Here is a 20925-nt window from a genome sequence, read left to right on the forward strand (position 1 = left end):
ATGTTCCTGCGTTCCCTCGTATCGCCGTTCGCCGGCCTGGCATGGCTCACCGTCCTCGCCGGCTGCGCCAGCACCTCGCCCGCCACTTCCTCCCCGCTCGCCGTCGACGTCCCGCCCGTCGCGCACCCGCAGGGCGAGACACCGCAATGGTGGTACCGCAGCGGTGCCGCCAAGGCTGCAGCCAATGGCGCCATGCAGGGACGTGCGAAGAACGTGATCGTCTTCCTCGGCGACGGCATGAGCCTGACCACGGTGGCCGCCGCGCGCATCTTCGAAGGCCAGCGCAAGGGCATGCCGGGCGAGGAGAACCTGCTGAGCTGGGAGCGCTTCCCGCACACCGCTTTCAGCAAGACCTACAACACCGACTCGCAGACCCCCGACTCCGCAGGCACGATGACGGCGGTAGCCACGGGCGTGAAGTCGCACATGGGCGCCATCGGCGTGTCGGCCGGACGCAAGGGCGAATGCACGCCCGACGGCAGCAAGGACCTGCTCAGCTGGCTGACGCTGGCGGACAGCGCGGGGCTGGCGACGGGTGTCGTCACCACCGCCCGCGTGACGCATGCGACCCCCGCTGCGACCTACGCGCATGTCTCGCATCGCGACTGGGAAAACGACAGCGACCTGCCAGCGGAAGCGACCGACGCCGGCTGCAAGGACATTGCACAGCAATTGCTGGCCGCCGCACGCTTCGGACATGGCCCGTCGGTGGTACTGGGTGGCGGGCGCGGCGAGTTCCTGCCCGTGGACGTGCGCGATCCGGAAGAAGACGACAAGGTCGGCCAGCGCCTCGACGGCCGCAACCTGGTCGCCGAGTGGCAACAGGCGCATCCTCAGGGTGCCTATGCCTGGAACACCCGCCAGTTGGAGGCCGCCGCGGACGCGCCGCAGTTGCTGGGCCTGTTCGAGTACGACCACATGCAGTTCGAGCATGACCGCCGCAAGGACGACCAGGGCGAGCCGTCCCTGGCCGACCTGACCCGCGCCGCGATCCGCACGCTCTCGCGCAATCCGGAAGGCTTTGTGCTGCTGGTGGAAGGCGCGCGCATCGACCACGCCAACCACTACGGCAATGCGTATCGCGCGCTCGATGAAACCGTCGCGATGTCGGATGCCGTGCGCGCAGCGACAGAAGCCACGTCACGCGACGACACGCTGATCGTGGTCACTGCCGATCATTCGCACACGCTCAACTTCGTCGGCTATCCCGTGCGCGGCAATCCGATCCTGGGCAAGGTGCGCGGCCAGGGCGGCGAAGACGACACGCCCGGCGACCTCGCGCGCGACCAGACCGGCATGACGTTCACCACGCTGACGTACGCGAATGGCCCCGGTTACACCGGCGCCAGCAACCGCCAGCCGGCAGGGCCGAAGCATTTCCTGCATTCCCCCAGCAGCGTCGAGCCGTCCGAAGGCCGGCCGGACCTGAGCCATGTCGATACCGAGCATCCCGACTACCTGCAGGAAGCCCTGGTGCCGCTGAAGTCGGAATCACACGGCGGCGAAGACGTCGGCATCTGGGCCATCGGTCCAGGCAGCGACGCCTTCCGCGGCACGCTGGAACAGAACGCGATCTACCACGTCATCGTGCAGGCCGCCCCGAAGCTGCGCGCGCGCCTGTGCGCGGCGGGTACGTGCGATGCGAATGGCGTGCCGGTGGAACTGCCGAAGCCGGTGGATTTCGAGAAGAAGTAGATCCTAGGCCGGTCTGCGTGGAGGCATCCGGGACACGATGTGCTTCCGCTGCCCCAAAAGCGATCGCGCCGAGGCGCCGCCGCAGTTCAAGCAGGTACGGCTACGGTGTCCGGCGCTGGCCGCTGAGGCCTGATCTCCTGCACGATGCGACCCTGCTCCATCATCAGCACGCGGTCGGCACTGGCGATGGTCTCGGGACGGTGGGCGACGATCACCTTGGTCAGGCTCAGGGCCTTGACTGCGTCGTTGACCAACCGCTCCTTCACCACGTCGAGATGGCTGGTGGCCTCGTCGAGGAACAGGAGCTTGGGATTGCGGTACAGCGCCCGGGCAAGGATCACGCGCTGCTTCTGCCCACCCGACAACGAGCTGCCCATGTCGCCAATCAGGCTGTGGTAGCCCATCGGCATGGCCGCGATCTCGTCGTGGACCGCCGCCAGTCTCGCCGCGTGCTCGATGTGGACCTGATCCATCTCCGGATCGAAGAAGCTGATGTTGTCGGCCACGCTGCCGGCGAACAGCTGGTCGTCCTGCATGACAGCGCCGACGAGGGTACGGACATTACGCGGGCCGATCTTGTGCAGGTCGTGCCCTCCCACCCGGACGATGCCCTCCGTGGGCGGTAACAGGCCCAGCAGCACCTTGACCAGCGTGGTCTTGCCGCAACCGGAGGCGCCGACGATCGCCACCGATTCGCCCGTCTCGACCGTGAAGCTACAGTCCTTCAGCACCCACGGCTCACCGTCGCCGTAGCGGAACGAGAGGTTCTCCACCTCGATCCGGGTACTGGCCGGGGGCAACACCTCAGGCTGGGCGGCCTGCTCCTCCGGCGGCGTCAACACGATGTCGGCCAAGCGCTCGCCATGCAGACGCAGCATGCGGAACTCGATCCACTTGTCGATCAGGGCTGCCATGCGTCCGGCGAACTGGTCCTTGTAGGCCAGATAGGCGATCAGCATGCCGACCGAGAACACGTTCTGCAGCGCAAGCGTGGCGCCAATCCAGATCACCGCGATGCGCTCGATGCCGAACACGAGCTGGCTGGCACTGTTGAAGCCCAACCCCATCCGGGCCAGCCTGACCTCCTGGTTGACGGTGTCGTGCATCAGGTTGTCGTAGGTACTGCGGCGCTGCGACTCCTCGCCCGCTACTTTCAGGCTCTGCATGCCGCGCAATGATTCCAGCAGGTGGGTCTGCTGCTTTGCACCGGCGATCAGCTGCCGCTCGGTGCGGTCGCGGACGGGACGATAAACAATGGCCCGGATGCCCAGATACAGGATGACAGCCAACAACGTCACCAAGGCCAGCTTCCAGCTGTAGAACAGCATCAGGCCCAGCGTGACCACGGCCATCAGGCCATCGATGATGGCCTCGACGAAGCTGTTGGTCAGCGTGCGCTGGATGGCCTGTACGGACGACATGCGTGAAGTGATGTCGCCAAGATGCCGCTTCTCGAAGTAGTCCAGTGGGAGCCTGAGCAGATGGGCGAACACGTTACCCATCCATTGCAGCCCCAATCGCGACGACAGGTAGACCACCGACCAGCTACGCAGCAAGCCGATGCCAATCTGCAGCCCCAGCGCCAAGCCGAAACCTAGCCCAAGTACCGTCAGCAAGTCGCGGTCGGCAGAGACCAGAACCTGGTCCACCACCCACTGCATGTAGAACGGCGCCAGCACCACGAACACCTGCAACGCCACGGACAGCAGCAGGATCTGCGCCAAGGCGCGCCACAGGCCGCGTACCGGACCCGTAAGCTGCCTGGCCGTCACGGTGGGCGCCGCCTTCTGCGGCTTGAACTCGGCCGTTGGCGTCAATTCCAGCGCCACACCCGTGAAATGGTCAGACAACTCCTTGAGCGAGAGCTTCCGTTCACCAATAGCCGGGTCCAGAATCGTGACCTTGGACGAACCAACCTTCACCAGCACGACAAAGTGGTTGAAGTCCCAATGCAAGATGCAGGGCAGCGCGAGTCTACCTACGTCTTCTATCTCCAGCCGCAACGGACGCGTGGAGAAGCCAATCTGCTGGGCGATGTGGATCAGATGATTGAGCTTGGCGCCTTTAAGGGAAAGTGGAAAACGATGACGCAGCTCGGCCAAGCCAAAGCGCAGGCGATAGTAGCTAGCCACAATAGCCAAAGAAGCAAGACCGCACTCAGCGGCTTCTGACTGAATAACAACCTTCATACAGCAACCTTACTTTCGGCCAGCTAGATACAAATATGAGCCAAAAAAACTCAAGTCAAAGCCTTTGACGATGTCAAACCGATCCAATACGGGCTTGTAATAATATCGAAATATAAAATGTACTAGAAAGAACAATCCAAAGACTACGAGCAGGAATCCGACCGTTATTTCTACCCTGAATCATATAAACCCTGATAATGCAACGAAACATACCAGAAAGTTATGAAGAGTATGTATTGACGCAGAAATAAGAATAGGCTTTCGACTGAAAAAATTACCTCCCCAAAACGGGGTGCTAAAAACGACAAACGGCAAGAAAACAAGCAAAGACTGAATCCATGAAAATATTCCGTGAAAAATAGCAATCAAGAACGCACTCAGAACGCAAGCAGAAACCATACTTCGCACAACTTTTGATAAAGACATCGCCAATAACGACAGCATCAATGTTTCAATAATCGGCGCAACTACCAATATACCAATGAAATCAATCACACCAACGGGAGCTTCTCGCGCGTAAGCAGAAACGTCGCCAGCTGTTGACCTTATCGCAATAGCCGCCAACAGGCTTGAAGAGAATGAAATGAAAGCCGCAATAGGCACCCACTTGAATGTCGAGAACAGTCTACTGTAGTAAGCCATATCAACCCTCAACAACATATTCTCAGCTTCCACTTTGAATTACATGAAAAGCAGGCGACGCAGAACGCCGCCTGCCACAACTCAGGCTGAAACTCTATGCACCATACACGTTTGCTACGACAGTAGGCTCACCATTCTGGAATGCTTCCCCTCCGCCCTCTCCGTCATCAGTAACATAGTTATAGGCACCCTTGACACTACTGATAACAGCCTCCGCGACGGCGCTCCAGAAAACGGACCTCAGGCCGCCATCGACATCACAGATCTCAGCTGGGTTCAGCTCGCGCATTTGATTTTCTCCATTTGTATTAAGGCATTCCCTGCCTCTGGGGCCGAGGCACACTCGGCAATTCTATAAATCTCGCTTCGACACGCACGTTCTGCGGAGTTAGGATCAACGATCACTGATTTTTCCCCTGAGCGAGTACAAAGGCTCAAACGCCCATTCGGCCAGCCTCCTCCGCTCACCCAGCACATCCGCGTCCACCAACATCCCTGGCTTCAACGCTTCCGGCTTGCCATAGGCCTTGATCGCCTGTCGCGCCAGCGAGACCGTCACCCGATAGAACGGCTCGCCCTGCTGCGCATTCCCGACCAACGCACCCAACTCACCGGAGTTCAACGCGCTGCGACTGATCGCCGCGACGCGCCCCTCCTGATGACCAAACTTCTGATAAGGAAACGCCTGATAGCGCAGCAGCACACGATCGCCTAGCTCGATGAAACCAATGGCCCGACTGGGCACCAGCAACTCGGCTTCTAGGCACCCGTCGCCCGGCAACAGCGTCATCAACGGTTGACCGGCCTGCACCGCTTGCCCCGGTTTGACCACCTGTGTCGCCACCACACCCGTGACCGGCGCCTTGACCACCAGCGCCCCGCTGGCCTGTGTCTGCACACGCTCTTGTTCCAGTTGCGCCAATTCACGCCTGAACCCCGCCTCGCTCGCCTGCCACTGCGCGGGCAGCTCGCGCACCGTCTGCTGCAGCTGCGCGATCAGACGGCGCGTGCCGATGGCCTGACGCTGCAAGGCCTGACGCTGCCCTGTGTACTCCAGCACACCGGCTTCCTGCTGCTTGATCTGCAACACGCTGACGTACTGTCCATCCTCCAGCCGGCGCAACCGCTCCAGCGTTTCGTTGGCGATACGGATCTGATCCTGGCGGGTCGCCACTTCCGCTTCGATCTGTGCCAGTTCACGTTGCGCGACTGCCAGTTGCTCGCGTGCACCTTGCGCTTGTGCCTGCAGCTGCCACTGCTGCGCCTGCTGCGCAGACACGAGGCCCGCTTGCCGCTGGCCGAACTGCTGTTCCAGCGCGACCTGCGTGTCGCCTGATGCCAATGTCGCGCGGGGAACGGTGACCACCACCAGCGCTGTGCCCATCCCAACACGGGCGCCCTCCACCGCATCCAGCCGGGCCACCACCCCGGTGGCCGGCGCCAGCACCGTGGCGAGGCCCTGCGAAGGCACCAGTTGCCCGGTCACGGTAGAACGGCCCGTGTAGGTGCCTAGCGTGACGAACAGGACAATGAGGATGGCGGCCACCACCGCTGCAAGCGTCAGCACCCACAACCGGACCGGCTGCGCCAGCGAGATGCCGCCCAGCCAACTGCCGCGCTTGGCTTCCAAGACTTCAGGGCGGAACAGCGGTTGCGTCATTGCGGTCTTGCGTCCTTGAGTACGAAAGGCGTCGACCCCCTCTGGAGCCAGAGCGCGTGGGCGATACCCTTGCGCCAGCCTTCGTCGTCATCCTCTAGCAGCCGCGACGCCGCGAGCAACACGCGCTTCAGCGCCGCGCGTCAGTCCTGCTGACAGTCACATTTAGTCGACCCTTTCGCATCAATCGCTTGCACATTCACGTCAGTCAGGCTGTACAAGTTGACGTCAGTGTCGCTGACGCAAAAAATGTTAATTGCGTCCCGGAATCAGGCGGGCTAGCGTGGAGACCCCACGGCGGAACGAGCAACACGACACATGAAGCTGTCCATGCGCATCCGGATAGCGCGCCAGCGCGCCAGGCTGTCCCAGGAGGCCCTAGCCTTGAACCTTGGGGTCACCCGCAGTGCGGTGGCCAACTGGGAAGGCGCGGACGGCGTTTTGCCTGCCACCTCGCGACTGGCCCACATCGCCCAGCTGACCAACGTCAGCTTCGAATGGCTGGCCACCGGCCGCGGCCCTCTCGATCATGGCGGCAACGACGACACCCCTGCTGTCGAGGGCGAGATGGTCCTCCATGACGAGTACGAGCGGCGTCTGTTGGCCGCGTTCCGGCGCATGACGGAACATGCCCGGCTGGAAGTCGTGCTGCATTGCGAAGCCATGACACCACGCGCCGCGCGCCATGGCGCTCGACCGCGTTGATCGCGACGCGAGGCGACGGTTTCCGGGCGCCGCATTCGCACGGTATCGGTACGCCGGCTGAGCCGAGGGCACGCATCAGCCTCAGAACGGCTTGGCCAGCAACGCGCCTCGACCAAAAAAAGCGCCGCGATAGCGCGCGCGTCGCAACGCGCCGGGATCCCCCGTGCTAACGGATCGAATTCAGAACGGCTTCGCCAACACCAGCCACACCACCACGATCAGTCCAAGCAGCGGCAGTTCGTTGAACCACCGCAGCGCGGTGGGCGAAGGCAGCGACTTGCCCTTTGCAGCACCCTTCAGCCAGCGGCCGGTGACGATGAAGTGCACCAGCATCAGCGCCACCAGCGTGAGCTTGGCGTGCAGCCAGCCGCCGCTGATGCCGAAATGGAACCACAACACGCCACCCAGGATCACCGCGATGCCGAACATGCTGTGGCCGAAGCCATACAGCCGGCGCCCCATCAGCACCAGGCGCGCCTGCACGTCGGCCTGCCCCATGGTCTCGGCCAGGTTGACCAGGATGCGCGGCAGGTAGAACACCGTTGCCATCCAGGCGATGACGAAGACGAGATGGAAGGTCTTGACCCACAGGTACATGCGGCTGGCTCCGTCTGGCTGCGCGGGATGGCGTGCGGCGCATAGGATAACGCGCTGCATCGCGTAAGCTTCCCGCCTTTCCGCACCCGGGCACACGCATGATCAAGCAGTACGACGCCGACTACTTCAAGCGCTGGTATCGCGACGGCGATATCGGCGGCGCGCCGCGGCTGGCGCGCAAGGTGGCGATGGCAGTGGCGGTGGCCGAGTACCACCTGGAACGGCCGATCCGCACCGTGCTGGACATCGGGTGCGGCGAAGGCGCGTGGCGCGCGCCGTTGCTCAAGCTGCGGCCGAAGTTGCAGTACCTCGGTTTCGACAGCAGTGAGTATGCGATCTGGCGCTTCGGGCGCACCCGCAACCTGCATTACGCGCGTTTCGAGGACTTCCAGTACCTGCGCCCCTGCGAGCCGGTCGACCTGCTGGTGTGCTCGGATGTGCTGCATTACGTGCCGACCCGCGAACTGAAGCGTGGACTGCCGGGGCTGGCGGAACTGTGCGGCGGTGTCGCCTTCCTTGAAACCTTCGCGAAGGAGGACGAATTCGAAGGCGACCACGAGGGATTCCAGCCACGCAGGGCAGCGTGGTACCGGGAAGCGTTCAATGGACTGGGCTTCCAGTCGATCGGCAACCACTGCTGGCTGGGCCCGGGCCTGGCGGGCGACGTCGCGGTGCTGGAGGCTGCGGATTTCCGGCCGATAACCTGAACACGCATGCGCGGCGGTACCGGCTTTGCGGTATGCTGCGGCGCAGCACCGTGCACCAAAAGCGGGATTCCGGACAGCCATGACCTTGTACCAACTGCACGAACTCGGACGCGCATGGATGGCGCCGCTGGCCTACATGGCCGAAGCCAACGCACGGATGTTCTCCACGCCGACCAGTTGGCTCTCGAACGTACCGGGGGCCGAGCGCATCGCGGCCGGTAATGAACTCGTCCACCGCATCGGCAAGGATTACGAAAAGCCGGCGTGGGACATCCGCGAAGTCGAGGCGCACGGCCGTACGGTGCCCGTGGTGGAACTGGAAGCGGTGAAGAAGCCGTTCTGCCGCCTGCTCCGCTTCAAACGCTATACCGACGACGCCAACACCATCGCCCTGCTGAAGGACGACCCGGTGGTGCTGGTGGTGGCGCCGCTGTCGGGCCACCACGCCACGCTGTTGCGCGACACCGTGCACACCCTGCTGCGCAACCACAAGGTCTACGTGACCGACTGGGTGGACGCGCGCATGGTGCCCGAGTCGGAAGGCGCTTTCAGCCTCGACGACTACGTCGCCTACGTTGAGGAGTTCATCCGCCACATCGGCGCGGAGAAACTGCATGTGATCAGCGTCTGCCAGCCCACCGTGCCGGTGCTCGCGGCAGTGTCGCTGATGGCAGCGCGCGGCGAAGCCACGCCGCGTTCACTGGTGATGATGGGCGGCCCGATCGACGCGCGCCGCAGCCCTACCGAAGTCAACAGCCTGGCCACGCGCAATCCGCTGTCGTGGTTCGAGAACAATGTCATCCACGCGGTGCCGGTGCCCTATCCCGGCGAAGGCCGTCGCGTGTATCCCGGCTTCCTGCAGCATGCCGGGTTCCTTGCGATGAACCCCAGCCGCCATTTCATGTCGCACTGGGATTTCTATGCGGACCTGGTCAAGGGCGACCTGCAGGATGCCGAATCGCATCGCAAGTTCTATGACGAATACAACGCGGTGCTCGACATGCCGGCCGAGTACTACCTGGACACCATCCGTACCGTGTTCCAGGAGTTCCTGCTGCCGCGCGGCGAATGGACGGTCAATGGCGAACTGGTGAAGCCGGCCGCTATCAGGAAGACCGCGCTGATGAGCATCGAGGGCGAACTCGACGATATCTCCGGCCAGGGCCAGACCGCCGCCGCGCATGACCTGTGCACCGGTATCGCGAAGGCGCACCACAAGCACCTGACGGTCGAAGGTGCCGGCCATTACGGCATCTTCAGCGGACGTCGCTGGCGCGAGAAGGTCTACCCGCAGGTGCGCGACTTCATCGCCAAGTACGCCGGCTGACGCATCGCTTACTGTGGGAGCGACGTCAGTCGCGAAGCTTTTGAGGGATCGGCGCATCCATGCCGACAGAAGAAAAGGCCGCCCTCACGGGCGGCCTTTTCGTTCGCGACTCACGCCGCTCCCACATCCCTCCCTCACACCACCGGCGTACGCACCAGCAGGTGCTTGGCCAGCCAGCCGTGGAAAAGGCCGGTCAGGCGCGCCAGGTGCAGCGTGGCGAACAGCAGCAGGATGCCGGCCACCGATGCCAAGGGCAGCAGCCAGGGCGCTTCGTTGACCAGGCTCCAGCCGCCGAAGTTCAGGACATAGTCGAACGGCAGGAAGTACGCCACGGGCGCGGCGATCAATCCCAGCGACAAGGCCAGCAAGGTGATGGCGACCGAGAAATACAGGATGCCCAACGGGTGCATCAGCAGCAGGTACAGCATCGCCGTCCAGGTGCGGCCATCGGTGAACAGTTCCTTCAAGCGCGTCATCCACGGCTTGTCGCGCTGCGTGTACAGCGGACGGCGCGGCATGCGCTCGCCCAGCAACACTTCCACCACCCGGCCTTCGACCAGCGACAGCAGGCGCACCGACATCAGGAACAGCAGCAGCAACGGAATGCCGATGATCAGGATCAGCAGGCCGATCGACAGGCTGGCGCCGGTCACCACCCAGGTGAAGTAGAACGTGCCGGTGGCCAGCGACAGCAACATGTAGAACAAGGCGCCGTAGGTGCGCGGATCGGCGGCGACCCCGAAAAACTGGCCCAGCACCGACTTGCGCTTCGGCGGCAAGGGTGGCCGAAGCGCACGCGTCACGGTGACTTCGGTCTCGCGATAGATGTCCGCAACTTCCGCTGGTGCGCCGTAACTGCCGGCGACGGAGGCGATCACCTCGGCTTCGGACTTTCCCGGGTTTTCCGCCAGTTCCGAACGCAGGTATTCCTCCGCGTCGTACACGGCGTCCTGGACCATGGCCTTGTCGGCGCCGGCGAGCGCTGCACGCAACTGATCCAGGTACTCGGGGATGGTGGTGGGCAGGCGGCTGCCCGGGGTGGCGGTGGTGTTCATGCAGGAATCCCCTCTAGCACGGAATCGACGGAATCGCGGGTGGCACGCCAGGCGGCGATCCAGGACTGCAGGGTCAGCCGCCCTGCCTCGGTAATGCGGTAGTAGCGGCGTGGTGGGCCGGCAACGGAGGGTTCGATGAAGCTGTCCAGCAGTCCGCCGCCCTCCAGGTTGCGCAGCACCGGGTAAAGCGCGCTTTGCTTGCCGCTGAGCACGCCGTCGCCGACGCGTTCGAGCTGCTTGGCGATCAGGTACCCGTACAGCGGCTCACCCGCCCGGGCCAGGACCGCCAGCAACGCCAGCGACACGGTGCCCGCACTCAGTTCTTTCTGGAACTTCTTCAGTTGGATATCGGGCTCACTCATGACTCCCCCTCCGCGGCACTCCCGCTAGGTTGGAGACGATGCTATTACGAAGTTTGATATAGCGGATGTGCCAGTAGTCACTGAGACCGCCGGCCTCCCTACAATCGAGGCATCTCCCGTCCCGGACCCGCCATGCGCCTGACGCCACTGCTGCTTGCCTGCCTGTTCGCCCTTCCCGCCGCGCATGCCGAGGAACCACCGAAGCATCCCAGTGCGAAGGAGATCCTCGATGCATCGCCTGACGCGGACTGGCGCACGCTGGAGCCGGCGAACACGTTGTACATGGACCTGCCTGCGGGCCGGGTGGTGATCGAACTGGCGCCGGCATTCGCACCGGAACACGTTGCCAACATCCGCACACTGGCGCGCGAGGGCTTCTGGAACGGCCTGGGCATCTACCGCTCGCACGACAACTTCGTGGTCCAGTTCGGCGATGCGGAGGCGGAGGACGCCGCAAAAGCCAAGTCGCTGGGCACTGCGAAGACAAAACTGCCGGCCGAGTTCGCGCGCACGGCAACCGGCCTGGCCTTCACTCGGCTGCCGGACGTGGATGGCTGGGCGCCAGAAGTGGGCTTCGTGGACGGGTTTCCCGCCGCGCGCGATCCGAAGGCGGGCGATGCCTGGCTGGCGCACTGTTACGGCGCGCTCGGCGCAGGTCGCGGCGGTCCGCCCGACAGCAGCAATGGCAGCGAACTCTATGTCGTCACCGGTCAATCGCCGCGCCAGCTGGACCGCAACATCACCCTGGTGGGCCGTGTGGTGAAGGGCATGGAACTGCTCAGCGCGATTCCGCGCGGGCCGGAGCCGATGGGCTTCTATGAGAAGGCGGAGGAACGCACGCCGATCACCGCCATCCGCCTGGCCAGTGAAATGCCGGAAAGCGAACGCATGCCGCTGCAGGTGCTGCGCACCGACTCGAAAACCTTCGCTGCCGCCACCGAAGCACGTCGCAATCGCCGCGATGGCTGGTACGTGCAACCCGCAGGCCACATCGACCTGTGCAACGTGCCGCTGCCCGTACGCGAAGCGAAGCGCTGAAGCGCTGGGCATGTTGTGGGAGCGACGTCAGTCGCGATGACGTATCGGCAAGTCCTGAGCTGCGGAATGGCTCGCGGGGCTGATCTCATTCAATCGCGACTGACGTCGCTCCCACACCTGTCACTACGACCACGATCACGCCGCGCGCTGGCTCACCGCAACACTGCCCAGGATCAGCGCACCCGCCGCCAGCATGGCGGGTGTGACCGGCTCACCCAGGAACAGCCATGCGAAGGCGGCGCCGAACAGCGGGACCAGGTAGGTCACCGTCGAGGCGCGTGCGGGTCCGATGCGGTGGATCAGGCGGTAATACAGTAGGAACGCGTACCCCGTGCAGACCACGCCGATGGCGATCGCGGCACTCCACGCGCCGATGCCGATCGACGCGGTGGGCCAGTGCGTGGCCGCGAACGGAAGCACGAGCAGGGCTGCACACCCGAGTGTGGCCGCTGCCGCAGCAGCGGGAGGAGTCCCCGCCAGATGCCTGCGCACCAGGTTGACCCCCACGCCGTAGAGCAACGCCGCGGTGGAACCCGCGACGACCGCACCGCCCACGCTCAGCCCACCCGCCTTGCTGGTGGCCAGCACGACCACGCCGACGAACCCGACCAGCAGCGCGAGCGACCGCCGCAACCCGATCTTCTGACCGAAGAACAGGAACCCCACCAATGCCGCGAACAACACGGTCATCGCATTGCAGATCGCACCGATCGCGGCCGGCGAACGTTGCGCGGCCCAGGCGAACAACAGGAAGGGAATCGCGGAGTTGATCGCGCCGATCAGGGCCAGCTTCGGCCACATGCCGGCGCTGAAATGCGCGCGCTCGCGCCACAGGAACGGCAGCAGCACCAGCGCACCCAGCGCCAGCCGCACTTCCACCAGCGCGAACGGCCCGAACGGGTTGGCCGCGATCCGCATGAACAGGAACGAGCTGCCCCAGATCGCGCCCAGGGCCAGCAGTTCAAGCGGCGTGCGCCAGTCACGTCCGGCCACCTCGGGGAGCGCTCCCACGGCTGCGTTTCCCTGCGTCATCGCCACACCCTCATTCGTGCCTGTCGCCATTCTGACCCAACGTACGGCCTCCACAAGCGCGTACGATACGGCCAAGCCACAAATCTGGTTTGTGCCTGGAACTACCATGAGCCTGCGTCCTGCCCTGCTCCCCGCCCTCGGCGTCTTCGCCGCTGCGGCACGCCACCAGAACTTCGCCCATGCGGCCGACGAGTTGCACCTCACCGCCAGCGCCGTCAGCCACCACGTGCGCAAGCTGGAGGCGCTGCTGGGCGTGGTGCTGTTCCAGCGCCATGCCCGCGGCGTGAAGCTCACGGCCGAAGGCCGGCAGCTGGCGGATGCGGCCAACGCGGCGCTGGGCGATATCGATGCGGTGGCGTCGCATCTGCAACTGGCCGGCAAGACCACCACGCTGCGCCTCACCACGCTGCACTCGCTGGCCTACTGCTGGTTGCTGCCACGACTGCCCCGGTTCTGTGCGCGCCATCCGCACATCCGACTGCATGTCGATACCGGTATCGCGTTGACGCGGTTCGATGACGAGGGTCCGGAACTGGGCATCCGTCATGGGCCCGGGCACTGGGCGGGCCTGACCGCGCACCACCTGATGGACGACGAACTGTTCCCGGTCGCGTCCCCGGCCCTGCCGGGCATCGACGCCGTGCTGGAGCCGCGCCAGATCGCACAGCTGCCGCTGGTCACCGACCTCGCCCTGCAGGGCTGGCGCGACTGGTTCCGTGCCGCGGGCGTGCGCGGCCTGCGGCTGCCCACCATGCACAGCTTCAACGACAGCACCGACGCGATGCGCGCCGCGGTGTACGGCGTGGGTGCCGCCCTGGCGCGCCGCCACGTCGCGCAACCATATCTGCAACGCTACGAACTGGTGCGCCTGCCCGGTCCGGCCCTGAAGGCGCGCTTCGCGTACTACGCCGTCCACCCCGCGCACAAACCGCCAAGCGCCGCCGCACAGGCCTTCATCGACTGGCTGAAAGAGGAAGCGCGCGACGAACGCACGCCCCTGCCACCGATGCCGGATGACTTCCTGGGACGTCGCGGCGGCTGACCCTGCACGCGACGCGTCAGGGCACGGCCTTCAGTGCCTGCACCACGGCCGGTTTCAGCGCACGGATGTTGGGGTCGCCGGACTGGTCGGCTTCCAGGTGGACACTCATCAGGAACGCCATCAGATCGTGCCGGCGCGCAAGCCATACGCTGTCGGCGTATGCCTGTTCCGGGATGCCCAGCCTTGGCGGTAATGCACCGAACCAGCGCGTCCACGCCGCCTCGTCCAGCAGGCCACGCCTGGCGGCGTACAGCACCGGCCGCGCCAGTCGCCCCGGCTCGCCGAAGACATAGGCGTGCGCGCTCTCCGGCACGGCCTGTTCCGCCACCGCCTGCAGCAGCGTATCCACCTGCCCGCGGTCCACCTGTTCGTTGAGCACCAGTTGCAGCAACCAGTCCGCGCCATGCGCCACGCCGTGCCGCCAACCCTCGACAGCATCGAACCCGCGATAGTCGCGCACCGACGCCAGGTACGCGGCGGCGCGCGCAACCATGTCGGCGCGCTCGTCTGCAGACATCCATGGCGCCACTCGGTCGGTGCGCGCGACCTCCGACAACACCAGCGCCGCGAAAGGCGGGCCGAACCCTGCGGCGACATCCTCGCCCAGCATCGCGTACAGGCGATCGCGCAATGCGCGGCGTTGCTGCACGTCCAGTTGTCCCGCGCGCAGCCAGGTGCTGAGACCTTCGTATGCCACACCATCGCGCACTGCGGGGTCGGGATCGGCCAGGCACGCCGGCAGTCCCGCCACCAGGGCAGCGCGCACCTCGCCGGGTACGGCGAATTTCTGTTCCCGCAGCAACCGCAGCGAACCCGGATCCGTGCCTTCGGGCGGACAGGTCGCCTGCGCCGAATACGACAGCAGCATCCCCGCCCACGCCAGCCATGCCCATGAACGCATCGTCATCTCCTCGACACTTGTGCCGCCGCCTACCTTGCGGACCCTGCTGGCTGCCAGCGACAACGTACGGAACAGCGCAGGCGAACTACTCCGTCCCCACCACGATCAGGCGCTGGCACCATCGAAGGCGGTGACCTTCAATGCGGAAAGGTCCACACCGGGCAGGCAGCGCACGTTGATGGCCGCCATCTGCGCACCGGTCGCCGGATGCGCGGCCTCGCCGAACGGGGCGATGCCACAGGTCGCGCAGAAGCGATGCTGGATGTGGTGCTTGTTGAACGTGTAGGTGGACATGTCGGCTTCCGGCGTCTTCAGCACCAGGGCTTCGCGTGGCGCGAACCACAGCAGGCCACCCCGCCGACGGCACAGCGAGCAATTGCAATCGACGACGTCGGTGATGTCGCCCTCGACCTCGAATGCGATACGGCCGCAATGGCAGCTTCCTTCGTGTTTCATGGCGTGGTTTTCCTTCGTCCGGCGGATCAGCGTATATCGAATGGCATGGGCATGGGGGTGACCTTCGGCCTATCCTGTGCGCCTCGACCACGCTGCATTGCAACAGGACTCCCATGCGCAAGACCCTGCTCGCCGCCGCCCTCCTGGCCTCGCTGGCCGCCTGCCAGAAGAGCGAAGCCCCCACCGCCGCCCCGGGTGCCGACACCGCAGCCGCGACCGCTGACACCGCCAAGGCCGATGCTGCCTTCGCCGACCTGTCCAAGCGCGCGCTCGATGGCTGGCTGCAGTTGTCGCCCGTCAGTGCCACCCAGATCGGCGAACACAGATACGACGGCGAACTGGATGATCTCAGCGCGACCGGTCGCCAGAAGAGCCTGGACTTCAGCAAGAAGATCCTCGGCGAACTCGATGCGCTCGACGTCGCCACGCTGTCGCGCGAGAACCAGGTGGATGCCGCCATCCTGCGCAACCAGTTGCAGTACGACATCTGGACCGCCGAGACGCTGCAGAGCTGGGCCTGGGATCCGCAGGTCTACAACAACGTGGCCGGCGGCGCGATCTACGGCCTGATGGCGCGCGAGTTCGCGCCGCTGCCCGAGCGCCTGAAGTCCGCCACCGCGCGCATGCAGAAGATCCCGGCGCTGCTGGCGCAGGCGCGCGAGAACCTCGACCCGGCGCGCGTGCCCAAGGTCCATGCCGAAACCGTCGCCAAGCAGAACGCCGGCATCCTGAGCATCGTCGACACCTTCATCACGCCGAACCTCAAGGACCTTCCCGAGGCCGACCGCGCGCAGGCGCAGGCCGCCATCGACGGCCTGAAGACCGCCGTGGCCGAACACCAGGCCTGGCTGGACAAGACGCTGGTGCCGAACGCGAAGGGCGACTTCCGCATCGGCCAGGCGCTGTACGACCAGAAACTTCAGTTCGCGCTGCTGTCGTCGCTGTCGCGCGCCGACATCAAGCAGCGCGCCGAAGGCGAGCTGAAGCGTGTGCGCGAAGAGATGTACGGCATCGCCCGCACCGTGCTGAAGGACAAGCCCGGCGCGCCCGCCCTGCCGGAAACGCCCACCGCCGACGAACAGCAGAAGGCGATCGAGGCCGCGCTCGAGCTGGCTTACGCCGAACGCCCGGCGCGCGACAAGGTGGTGCCGGATGCCGAAGCGGCGCTTGCGCAGGCCACCGAGTTCGTGCGCAAGCACGACCTGGTCACGCTGCCCGATGCGCCGGTCGAAATCATCGAGATGCCGGAATTCCAGCGCGGCGTGGCGGTGGCCTACTGCGATTCGCCGGGCCCGCTCGACAAGCACCTGAAGACCTTCTACGCCGTCTCGCCGATTCCGGACGAGTGGGACCAGAAGCAGGTCGACTCGTTCCTGCGCGAATACAACAGCCGGATGATCCACCTGCTGAGCATCCACGAAGGCACGCCGGGCCACTACCTGGAAGGCTGGCACTCGGCCAAGTTCCCGTCCACGCTGCGCGCCGTGTTGCGCTCGGGCATGTTCGCCGAAGGCTGGGCGGTGTACACCGAGAAGATGATGGCCGACGCCGGCTACCTCGACAACGATCCACTGTTCCGCCTGGTGCAGATGAAGTTCTACCTGCGCACGATCGCCAACGCGATCCTGGACCAGGGCGTGCAGGTGGACGGCTGGACGCGCGAACAGGCGATGGACCTGATGGTGCGCCAGACCTTCCAGCAGGAACGCGAAGCATCAGGCAAGTGGACGCGCGCGCAGCTGACCTCGGCGCAGCTGCCCACCTACTTCGTCGGCGTGCAGGAGCACTTCGACATGCGCAAGGCCGCCGAGGCCAAGCAGGGCGCGCAGTTCAACCTGAAGGCCTACCACGACCAGGTGCTGTCGTACGGCGCGCCGCCGGTGCGCTTCGTCCGCCAGCTGATGCTGGACGAGCCGATCAAGTAATCGACGCGCGCCAGAGGCGACCCCGCGAAGGGCGGGCCGCAAGGCCCGCCCTTCTTCATTCGGCCTGCAATGCCGTCGTCGCCACGATCACGCCGTTGGCATCGGCGTAGATCCAGTCGCCCGGCGCGATCGACATACCGGCGAACGCCACGGGCACGTCCACGTCGCCCAGTCCGCGTTTCTCGGTCTTCATCGGGTGCGACGCCAGCGCCTGCACACCGAGCGGCAGGGCCGCGAGCGCATCGACATCGCGCACGCAGCCGAAGATCAAGAAGCCGGACCACCCATGCTTCACCGCGTTCGCCGCGATCTGGTCGCCCAGCAACGCGCGACGCAGCGAACCGCCGCCATCGACCACGATGACCCGGCCCTCGCCCGGCGTGGCGGCCAGTTCGCGCACGCGCGAGTTGTCTTCGAAGCACTTCACCGTCACCGCCGGCCCGGCGAAGGCGACGCGTCCGCCATAGCCACGGAACATCGGCTCGGCGACCTGCACATCGGGGTACTGGTCGCACAGGTCGGGCGTGGTCCAGGACATGCGGATTCTCTGGCGTGGGGTGGCTCGATGGTAACGCGGCGGCGACGGAGGCCGCGCTATCCTTCGCGCATGGACGATCTCTTCGCTTCTGCACCCCCGGTCTCGACCGACGGTATCCGTGTCGGCATCGGCGGCTGGACTTTCGCGCCCTGGCGCAAGAATTTCTATCCCGATGGCCTGGTGCAACGGCGTGAGCTGGAATACGCCAGCCGCCAGCTCACCGCCATCGAGATCAACGGTACCTACTACAGCGCGCAGAAGGCCGCGACCTACGCCAGCTGGCGCGACCAGACGCCGGATGGCTTCATGTTCTCGGCCAAGGCGCCCAAGCGCATCATGCAATCGCGCTCGCTGGCTTCCACGCGGGTGCAGGTGGAAGATTTCGTCGCCGGTATCGCCGAACTCGGCGCCAAGCTCGGCCCGCTGGTCTGGCAGTTCGAAGCGGGCCGGCGCGTGGACGCGGACGAACTCGACGCCTTCCTGGCGCTGCTGCCTCGCGAGATCGATGGTCGCCCGCTACGGCATGCGCTGGAGGTCCGCGATCCCGGCGCGGTGGATGGGGACTTCATCGACCTGGCGCGCCGCCACCAGGTCGCCACGGTCTTCACCGATTCCATCGACTATCCCTCTTTCGCCGACCTCACGGCGGACTTCGTCTATGCACGCCTGATGCGCTCGCAGCCGATCGAGACCGGGTATCCGCCGAAGGAGCTGGCGCAGTGGGCCGAGCGTGCACGCGCCTGGTCGCGCGGCGAAGACATCGCCGAACTGCCGCACGTCGGCGAGCCCGCGCCCGAGCTGCCGCGACGCGACGTGTTCATTTACTTCATCAGCAGCGCGAAGGAACGCAATCCGGCCGCGGCGATGGAACTGATCCGCAAGCTCGCGAGATAGCGCCGTCAGTAGCGCAGCGGGCGCGCCACGATGACCCATGCGGCGACGCCGACACCGACCAGACAGGTGAAGGACACGTAGTGCGCCGGCGCCAACGGTCCCCAGGCGACGGACAGCCATGCGACCAGCGGCGGCGTCAGTCCGCCAAACAGCGCGTACGCCACGTTGTACGAGAACGACAGGCCGGAGAAGCGCACCTCGGGCGGGAACGCCGCCACCATCAGCGCCGGCGTCACGCCCACCACCCCGCAGCAGAAACCGGCCAGCGTGTACCAGGCCACGAACTGCGCCTGGTGGCCCGCCACCAGGGCGCCGTACAACGCGTACGCAGCCGCGCCCAACCCCAAGGACCCGAACAGCAGCGCGCGCCCCACGCCAATGCGGTCCACCGCCCACCCCGCGACCAGGCAACCGAACACCAGCGCCAGCGTCGCCAGGCTGTTGCCCTGGAATGCCACGGCAGGCGCAATGCCGAAGCTGGTCTGCACCAGCGTTGGCGTCAGCAGCACGATCACCACGATGGCGGCGGTCAACTGCCACGAGGCCAGCATCGACAGGATCACCGCGGGCCGGTGCGCGGCCAGCACCTGCTTCACCGGCAGTCGTCGCGCCAGCTGCCGGCGCTCGCGCATCTCGACGAACACCGGCGTCTCCTCCAGCCAGCGCCGCAGCCACACCGCGATGAAGCCGAACGCGCCGCCCAGCAGGAACGGCACGCGCCAGATGCCCCCCTGCACCTGGGTCGCGCTGTAATGCGCGTTGATCCAGGCCGCCAGCAACGAGCCGATCAGGATGCCGGCGGTCAGGCCCGCTGTCAGCGTGGCGCAGGCGATGCCGACGCGACCGCGCGGCACGTGTTCGGCCACGAACACCCAGGCCCCCGGCACTTCACCGCCCACCGCGATCCCCTGCACGACGCGCATCGCCAGCAGCAACAGCGGCGCCAGCGCGCCGACCTGCGCGTGCGTCGGCAGCAGGCCGATCAACAGGGTGGGCACCGACATCATGAAAACGCTGAGCGTGAACATGCGCTTGCGGCCCAGGCGGTCGCCGAAGTGCGCCATCACCACGCCGCCGAGCGGTCGCGCCACGTAGCCCGCCGCGAAGATGCCGTACACCTGCAGCTGTGCCAGCCACGGCGCGGTACCGGGCGGGAAGAACAACGCACCCAACACCTTGGCGAAGAACACGAACACGACGAAGTCGTAGAACTCCAGCGCACCGCCCAGCGCCGACAGGCCGAGCGTCTTCGCATCGCGCCGGTCGAAGGGACGGTGGATCGGACGCGATGTGTCGTCGGTTGTCATGCGTTGGTCCCGAATGTCGGCCCCGTCATGGCGCGCGAACATCGCATGCCACACGAGACACGTCCAGCACTGTTGCTTCCTGTAGGAGCGACGTGAGTCGCGACCGTACACCGACCTCGCCAGGACACGCCGGTCATCCGACGGACCACGCGCGATGCAGCTTTGCTTGACCGGACGACGCGCGGTCGCGACTCACGTCGCTCCTACAGGGAAGCGCGGCGCCGGCCAAGTGCGCGGTCCATGCCCACGACGACCAGCCCCAGCACCACGAACACCCCCATGACGCCCAGTGCGTTGACGCCCACGCGCGCCCAGCCCAGTTGGCCCACGTCGATGAAAGGGTACGGATACTCGCCCACCCATGCGCCACGCAGGAACACCCAGCCGACGTAACCCAGCGGGAACAGCAGCCATCCCGCAACGTCGCGCCAGCGCAATGCCCCGTACGGTACGCAGGTCAGCCACCACGCCCAGTACGCCAGCGGCACCGCGTAGTGCAGGCCGGTGTCGGCCCACCACTGCGCGCCCTGCGGCTGCCACAGGTGGCGCAGGATGAAGAAGTAGATGCTGCCGGTGACGCCGATGTACAACGCGACCGCGCCGCGCACGCGGGCCTGCCCGAAGAAGCCCGACCGCCCCGTCGCCGCAGCGAAGGCGACCAGCACCACCGCGATATTGCTGAGAATGGTGAAGTAGGTGACGAATCGCACCGTGCCCAGGACCACGCCGACATTGTCGCGGGTCAGCTGCAGGATCAGGACGTACTGCAGCACCAGCGCCGCCAGGGCAAGCAGCCCCACAAGCGCGGCGAACGTGCGGGGCACGACGGGAAGGCATGTGGGCGACATCGGTGATC

Annotated in this window: 20 protein-coding genes; 8 read left to right on the plus strand and 12 right to left on the minus strand. The window is 65.6% G+C overall.

Going from position 1 to position 20925, the window contains the following annotated elements; all coding sequences use genetic code 11:
• A complete protein-coding gene (locus IB223_RS10340) occupies positions 1 to 1695 on the plus strand; it encodes an alkaline phosphatase (protein WP_192201581.1) in 1695 nt (564 codons plus the stop codon).
• 86 nt (positions 1696 to 1781) lie between these two features.
• On the opposite strand, the gene IB223_RS10345 is transcribed toward IB223_RS10340, so the two are convergent.
• The 3 genes from IB223_RS10345 to IB223_RS10355 all read right to left on the minus strand — a co-directional run bounded on the left by IB223_RS10345 (position 1782) and on the right by IB223_RS10355 (position 6186).
• Positions 1782 to 3884 (minus strand): peptidase domain-containing ABC transporter, encoded by a 2103-nt coding sequence (locus IB223_RS10345; protein WP_192201582.1) that lies wholly within the window; start codon positions 3882 to 3884, stop codon positions 1782 to 1784.
• A gap of 180 nt (positions 3885 to 4064) precedes the next feature.
• The gene (locus tag IB223_RS10350) at positions 4065 to 4559 is read right to left on the minus strand and encodes a hypothetical protein (protein ID WP_192201583.1); all 495 of its coding nucleotides are present in this window, start codon (positions 4557 to 4559) and stop codon (positions 4065 to 4067) included.
• A 361-nt stretch (positions 4560 to 4920) separates the two neighbouring features.
• A complete protein-coding gene (locus IB223_RS10355) occupies positions 4921 to 6186 on the minus strand; it encodes an HlyD family efflux transporter periplasmic adaptor subunit (RefSeq protein WP_192201584.1) in 1266 nt (421 codons plus the stop codon).
• 315 nt (positions 6187 to 6501) lie between these two features.
• Here IB223_RS10355 and IB223_RS10360 point away from each other — a divergent pair, with 315 nt between their 5' ends.
• Entirely contained in the window at positions 6502 to 6888 is a 387-nt protein-coding gene (locus tag IB223_RS10360) for a helix-turn-helix domain-containing protein (protein ID WP_192201585.1), read from the plus strand.
• Between the two features lie 180 nt (positions 6889 to 7068).
• On the opposite strand, the gene IB223_RS10365 is transcribed toward IB223_RS10360, so the two are convergent.
• Positions 7069 to 7485, minus strand: a complete 417-nt coding sequence (locus IB223_RS10365; protein ID WP_192201586.1) for a CopD family protein — start codon at positions 7483 to 7485, stop codon at positions 7069 to 7071.
• Positions 7486 to 7583: 98 nt separating this feature from the next.
• Between IB223_RS10365 and IB223_RS10370 the strand changes: the two genes are divergently transcribed.
• On the plus strand, positions 7584 to 8192 hold the full coding sequence (locus IB223_RS10370; protein WP_192201587.1) for a class I SAM-dependent methyltransferase: 609 nt from the start codon (positions 7584 to 7586) through the stop codon (positions 8190 to 8192).
• Between the two features lie 79 nt (positions 8193 to 8271).
• Complete coding sequence (gene phaZ / locus IB223_RS10375) at positions 8272 to 9519, plus strand: polyhydroxyalkanoate depolymerase (RefSeq protein ID WP_192201588.1); 1248 nt, start codon at positions 8272 to 8274, stop codon at positions 9517 to 9519.
• A gap of 134 nt (positions 9520 to 9653) precedes the next feature.
• Here the strand turns inward: phaZ and IB223_RS10380 are convergent, their stop codons facing one another.
• Together IB223_RS10380 and IB223_RS10385 are read right to left on the minus strand one after the other, a co-directional pair.
• Entirely contained in the window at positions 9654 to 10574 is a 921-nt protein-coding gene (locus IB223_RS10380; protein WP_192201589.1) for a sensor domain-containing protein, read from the minus strand.
• Positions 10571 to 10936 carry a PadR family transcriptional regulator gene (locus IB223_RS10385; RefSeq protein WP_192201590.1) on the minus strand — a complete coding sequence of 122 codons (366 nt, stop codon included), beginning with the start codon at positions 10934 to 10936 and terminating at the stop codon, positions 10571 to 10573. The genes IB223_RS10380 and IB223_RS10385 overlap by 4 nt, the downstream gene beginning before the upstream one ends.
• A gap of 132 nt (positions 10937 to 11068) precedes the next feature.
• Between IB223_RS10385 and IB223_RS10390 the strand changes: the two genes are divergently transcribed.
• On the plus strand, positions 11069 to 11974 hold the full coding sequence (locus IB223_RS10390; protein WP_192201591.1) for a peptidylprolyl isomerase: 906 nt from the start codon (positions 11069 to 11071) through the stop codon (positions 11972 to 11974).
• Positions 11975 to 12109: 135 nt separating this feature from the next.
• Here the strand turns inward: IB223_RS10390 and IB223_RS10395 are convergent, their stop codons facing one another.
• Positions 12110 to 13006, minus strand: coding sequence for a DMT family transporter (locus IB223_RS10395; protein ID WP_192201592.1), 897 nt, complete (start codon positions 13004 to 13006; stop codon positions 12110 to 12112).
• Positions 13007 to 13112: 106 nt separating this feature from the next.
• Here IB223_RS10395 and IB223_RS10400 point away from each other — a divergent pair, with 106 nt between their 5' ends.
• The gene (locus tag IB223_RS10400; RefSeq protein ID WP_192201593.1) at positions 13113 to 14048 is read left to right on the plus strand and encodes a LysR substrate-binding domain-containing protein; all 936 of its coding nucleotides are present in this window, start codon (positions 13113 to 13115) and stop codon (positions 14046 to 14048) included.
• A 16-nt stretch (positions 14049 to 14064) separates the two neighbouring features.
• Here IB223_RS10400 and IB223_RS10405 read toward each other — a convergent pair whose 3' ends face one another.
• Complete coding sequence (locus IB223_RS10405; protein WP_192201594.1) at positions 14065 to 14949, minus strand: DUF2785 domain-containing protein; 885 nt, start codon at positions 14947 to 14949, stop codon at positions 14065 to 14067.
• Between the two features lie 105 nt (positions 14950 to 15054).
• Positions 15055 to 15405, minus strand: coding sequence for a GFA family protein (locus tag IB223_RS10410; RefSeq protein ID WP_192201595.1), 351 nt, complete (start codon positions 15403 to 15405; stop codon positions 15055 to 15057).
• Positions 15406 to 15518: 113 nt separating this feature from the next.
• On the opposite strand from IB223_RS10410, the gene IB223_RS10415 reads away from it, so the two are divergent.
• Entirely contained in the window at positions 15519 to 17330 is a 1812-nt protein-coding gene (locus IB223_RS10415; protein WP_192201596.1) for a DUF885 domain-containing protein, read from the plus strand.
• 55 nt (positions 17331 to 17385) lie between these two features.
• Here the strand turns inward: IB223_RS10415 and rraA are convergent, their stop codons facing one another.
• Entirely contained in the window at positions 17386 to 17868 is a 483-nt protein-coding gene (gene rraA, locus IB223_RS10420) for a ribonuclease E activity regulator RraA (RefSeq protein ID WP_192201597.1), read from the minus strand.
• Between the two features lie 69 nt (positions 17869 to 17937).
• Between rraA and IB223_RS10425 the strand changes: the two genes are divergently transcribed.
• Complete coding sequence (locus tag IB223_RS10425) at positions 17938 to 18762, plus strand: DUF72 domain-containing protein (RefSeq protein WP_192201598.1); 825 nt, start codon at positions 17938 to 17940, stop codon at positions 18760 to 18762.
• A 5-nt stretch (positions 18763 to 18767) separates the two neighbouring features.
• Here IB223_RS10425 and IB223_RS10430 read toward each other — a convergent pair whose 3' ends face one another.
• Both IB223_RS10430 and IB223_RS10435 read right to left on the minus strand, forming a co-directional pair.
• Positions 18768 to 20069, minus strand: coding sequence for an MFS transporter (locus IB223_RS10430; protein WP_192201599.1), 1302 nt, complete (start codon positions 20067 to 20069; stop codon positions 18768 to 18770).
• Positions 20070 to 20272: 203 nt separating this feature from the next.
• The gene (locus IB223_RS10435) at positions 20273 to 20917 is read right to left on the minus strand and encodes a Pr6Pr family membrane protein (RefSeq protein ID WP_192201600.1); all 645 of its coding nucleotides are present in this window, start codon (positions 20915 to 20917) and stop codon (positions 20273 to 20275) included.
• Between the last annotated feature and the right edge of the window lie 8 nt (positions 20918 to 20925).

The sequence above is a fragment of the Pseudoxanthomonas sp. PXM03 genome (assembly GCF_014852005.1).
In the GTDB taxonomy this organism is placed as follows: Bacteria; Pseudomonadota; Gammaproteobacteria; order Xanthomonadales; family Xanthomonadaceae; genus Pseudoxanthomonas_A.

Excerpts from the sequence above, each read along its gene's own strand:
- IB223_RS10340 (WP_192201581.1), top strand. The coding sequence starts at position 1 with ATGTTCCTGCGTTCCCTCGTATCGCCGTTCGCCGGCCTGGCATGGCTC.
- IB223_RS10345 (WP_192201582.1), bottom strand. The coding sequence starts at position 3,884 with ATGAAGGTTGTTATTCAGTCAGAAGCCGCTGAGTGCGGTCTTGCTTCT.
- IB223_RS10355 (WP_192201584.1), bottom strand. The coding sequence starts at position 6,186 with ATGACGCAACCGCTGTTCCGCCCTGAAGTCTTGGAAGCCAAGCGCGGC.
- IB223_RS10360 (WP_192201585.1), top strand. The coding sequence starts at position 6,502 with ATGAAGCTGTCCATGCGCATCCGGATAGCGCGCCAGCGCGCCAGGCTG.
- IB223_RS10365 (WP_192201586.1), bottom strand. The coding sequence starts at position 7,485 with ATGTACCTGTGGGTCAAGACCTTCCATCTCGTCTTCGTCATCGCCTGG.
- IB223_RS10370 (WP_192201587.1), top strand. The coding sequence starts at position 7,584 with ATGATCAAGCAGTACGACGCCGACTACTTCAAGCGCTGGTATCGCGAC.
- phaZ (WP_192201588.1), top strand. The coding sequence starts at position 8,272 with ATGACCTTGTACCAACTGCACGAACTCGGACGCGCATGGATGGCGCCG.
- IB223_RS10380 (WP_192201589.1), bottom strand. The coding sequence starts at position 10,574 with ATGAACACCACCGCCACCCCGGGCAGCCGCCTGCCCACCACCATCCCC.
- IB223_RS10385 (WP_192201590.1), bottom strand. The coding sequence starts at position 10,936 with ATGAGTGAGCCCGATATCCAACTGAAGAAGTTCCAGAAAGAACTGAGT.
- IB223_RS10390 (WP_192201591.1), top strand. The coding sequence starts at position 11,069 with ATGCGCCTGACGCCACTGCTGCTTGCCTGCCTGTTCGCCCTTCCCGCC.
- IB223_RS10395 (WP_192201592.1), bottom strand. The coding sequence starts at position 13,006 with ATGACGCAGGGAAACGCAGCCGTGGGAGCGCTCCCCGAGGTGGCCGGA.
- IB223_RS10400 (WP_192201593.1), top strand. The coding sequence starts at position 13,113 with ATGAGCCTGCGTCCTGCCCTGCTCCCCGCCCTCGGCGTCTTCGCCGCT.
- IB223_RS10405 (WP_192201594.1), bottom strand. The coding sequence starts at position 14,949 with ATGCGTTCATGGGCATGGCTGGCGTGGGCGGGGATGCTGCTGTCGTAT.
- IB223_RS10410 (WP_192201595.1), bottom strand. The coding sequence starts at position 15,405 with ATGAAACACGAAGGAAGCTGCCATTGCGGCCGTATCGCATTCGAGGTC.
- IB223_RS10415 (WP_192201596.1), top strand. The coding sequence starts at position 15,519 with ATGCGCAAGACCCTGCTCGCCGCCGCCCTCCTGGCCTCGCTGGCCGCC.
- rraA (WP_192201597.1), bottom strand. The coding sequence starts at position 17,868 with ATGTCCTGGACCACGCCCGACCTGTGCGACCAGTACCCCGATGTGCAG.
- IB223_RS10425 (WP_192201598.1), top strand. The coding sequence starts at position 17,938 with ATGGACGATCTCTTCGCTTCTGCACCCCCGGTCTCGACCGACGGTATC.
- IB223_RS10430 (WP_192201599.1), bottom strand. The coding sequence starts at position 20,069 with ATGACAACCGACGACACATCGCGTCCGATCCACCGTCCCTTCGACCGG.
- IB223_RS10435 (WP_192201600.1), bottom strand. The coding sequence starts at position 20,917 with ATGTCGCCCACATGCCTTCCCGTCGTGCCCCGCACGTTCGCCGCGCTT.